Origin of the sequence: Pelomonas sp. KK5 (genome assembly GCF_001984095.1) — a bacterium.
Classification (GTDB): domain Bacteria; phylum Pseudomonadota; class Gammaproteobacteria; order Burkholderiales; family Burkholderiaceae_C; genus KK5.
In genome coordinates this window covers 1-2,651 of record NZ_LYVQ01000410.1, presented here as the reverse complement: position 1 = coordinate 2,651, position 2,651 = coordinate 1, and the positions used below count along the sequence as shown (strand labels likewise).

Sequence of the window (2,651 nt, the reverse complement as noted above, 5' to 3'; positions counted from 1 at the left end):
AACAGCGGCGCCAGCAGCGTCATCCCGCCGCAGCTGCTGGTGGGCATCGAGACCGCCGATGACGCCGCCGTCTACCAGCTGAACGACGAGCAGGCGCTGGTCGCGACGACCGACTTCTTCATGCCCATCGTCGACGACCCCTTCGACTTCGGCCGCATCGCCGCCACCAACGCGATCAGCGACGTCTATGCGATGGGCGGCCGGCCCATCCTCGCGCTGGCCCTGGTGGGCATGCCGGTGAAGGTGCTGTCCGCGCAGACGATCGGCCGCATCCTGGCCGGCGGGCAGTCGGTCTGCGCTGCCGCAGGCATCCCGATCGCCGGCGGCCACACGATCGATTCGGTGGAGCCGATCTACGGCCTGGTCGCCCTGGGCCTGGTGCATCCGAAGCGCATCAAGCGCAATGCCGACGCGCGGCCCGGCGACGTGCTCGTGCTGGGCAAGCCGCTGGGCGTGGGCGTGCTCTCGGCGGCGCTGAAGAAGGGCCGGCTCGATGCGGCCGGCTACGCGCGGATGATCGACTGCACGACGAAGCTGAACACGCCCGGCCCCGAGCTGGCCGCGATCGACGGCGTGCATGCGCTGACCGACGTCACCGGCTTCGGCCTGGCCGGCCACGGCCTGGAGATGGCCCGAGGCGCCAGGGCCACGGTGACGATCGACTGGGCCCGCGTGCCGCTGATCGAGGGCGCCGCCGAGCTGGCCGCCCAGGGCCTGGTCACCGGCGCCTCGGGCCGCAACTGGGACAGCTACGGCGCCGACGTGCGCCTGCCCGGGGGCGATGAGCTGCGGCGCGCGCTGCTGACCGATCCTCAGACCAGCGGCGGCCTGCTGGTGGCCTGCGCGCCCGATGCGGTGGACGAGGTGCTGGCCGTGTTCGCCCGCCACGGCTTCGCCGGCGCGGCCGTGATCGGCGAGGTCAGGGCCGGCGAGCCGGTGCTGGAGCTTCGCTGATGCCCGTCGTCTCCTTGCCTTCCAGGGCCAGCAGCGCCTTCTTGCGGTCGAGCCCGCCGGCATAACCCGTCAGGTCCCCGGAGGCCCCCAGCACGCGGTGGCAGGGGATCAGGATCGAGATCGGGTTGCGGCCCACCGCCGCGCCCAGCGCCCTCACCGCCCGCGGGCGGCCGATGCGTTTCGCCAGCGCCCCATAACTGTCCACCTCACCGGGGCCGATGGCCAGCAGCGTGCGCCAGACCTCCTGCTGGAAGGGCGTGCCCTGCGGGTCCAGCTCCGCCAGCAGCGCGGGCGGCAGCGCTTCGCCGCGGAAGTAGCCGGCCAGCGCGGCGGCGGCCCGCTGCAGCAGCGCGTCGTCCGAGGCCACAGGCACGGCGTCGAGCTCGTCGGGGTAGTGCTTCTGGCCGTCGAACCAGAGGCCCGAGAGGCCGCGCTCGCTGCGGGTGATCGTGACCCAGCCCAGCGGCGTGCGGCTGCGCAGGCGGGCGGTGTGGTGCGGGATCGTCATGCTCATGCGTTTCTCCAGAGATGCAGCACGGCGTAGCTGCGGTAGGGCCGGTAGCGTTCGGCGGCCTCGAGATAGGCCCTGGGCGACAGCAAGACCTGACCCTCCGGACCGTCAGGTGACAGGCAGCGGCGCAGGATCACATCCCCCGGCGGGAAGGCATCGGGCCAGCTCCAGCCGCGCATCAGCATGTAGTGCGCCGTCCAGGGGCCGATGCCGGGCAGGCTGCACAGCTCGTCGGCAGCGGCTTCGGGCGTGCCGCGCTGCTGGGCGTAGGCCAGCGTCGGCCAGCGGCGGGCCAGTTCGAGGATGCTGTCGGCGCGGCGGCGGAAGATGCCCAGCTCGGCGATGCGCTCGGGTGCTTCGTCGGCCATCTGTGCCGCCGTGGGGAAGAGCCGGTCGGCGCCCGGCGGCGCATCGGCCAGCGGAGCCCCGAAGCGCTCGACGAAGCGATGCGCCAGCGTACGCGCCGCCGCCACCGTGACCTGCTGGCCCAGCACCGCCCGCACCGCCAGCTCGAAGCGGTCGGTGCAGCCCGGGAGCCGTTGGCCGGCCACGCCTGCCTCGCCCAGCGCCAGCGCGATGCCCTGGGGATCGGCGTCCAGGTCCAGCCAGCGGCGCAGCAGCGGCAGCAGCGAGGCCACCGCCGGCCACAGCGCCGGCGCCAGGCTGACGCCGACGCTGCCGGGCCGGTCGAAAGCGACGCGCAGCCAGCCCTGGTGAGGCTTGCCGCCGTGCTGCACGGTCAGGGTCCGCTGGACCGTGGCTCCTGCCAGGTCGACCTGCTCGACGCCAGGCACCGCCCGCGGCAGCAGGAAGTTCAGCACGCCGTCCACGTCGTAGGGCGGCCGGTAGGCCAGGCGCAGCACGGCCGCCGGGCCTTCGCTCGCGCGTCCCTCCTTGCGCAGCGCGGTCGGCTGCAGCCGGTAGTGTTCGACGAAGGCGGCATTGAAGCGCCGCAGGCTGGCGAAGCCCGCTGCCTCGGCCACCTGGGTGACGGGCAGCTCGCTGTCGGTCAGCAGCTGCTTGGCCAGCAGCAGGCGGCGCGTCTGCAGGTACTGCAGCGGCGTGACGCCATGCTCGGCCTGGAAGATGCGCCGCAGGTGCCGGCTGCTGACCCCGATCACGCCGGCCAGTTGCTCGACCGAGGCCTCGGCGTCGTCGCAGGCGTCGAGCCAGGCCGCGGCCTGGC

General features: G+C 73.6%; 3 protein-coding genes. 1 reads left to right on the top strand and 2 read right to left on the bottom strand.

Going from position 1 to position 2,651, the window contains the following annotated elements:
* Positions 1–954: selenide, water dikinase SelD (gene selD / locus B0W88_RS31090; RefSeq protein ID WP_077038336.1), on the top strand; the 954-nt coding region annotated here is incomplete at its 5' end.
* Here selD and B0W88_RS31085 read toward each other — a convergent pair.
* Positions 920–1,462, bottom strand: a complete 543-nt coding sequence (locus tag B0W88_RS31085; protein ID WP_077038335.1) for a methylated-DNA--[protein]-cysteine S-methyltransferase — start codon at positions 1,460–1,462, stop codon at positions 920–922. The two genes, selD and B0W88_RS31085, sit on opposite strands and share 35 nt — an antisense overlap.
* Before the next feature lie 2 nt (positions 1,463–1,464).
* On the bottom strand, positions 1,465–2,651 hold a 1,187-nt coding region (locus tag B0W88_RS31080), incomplete at its 5' end, for a helix-turn-helix domain-containing protein (protein ID WP_077038334.1).

What these genes read in the sequence shown, in the direction of transcription:
- B0W88_RS31085 (WP_077038335.1), bottom strand. Translation starts at nt 1,462, where the DNA reads ATGACGATCCCGCACCACACCGCCCGCCTGCGCAGCCGCACGCCGCTG.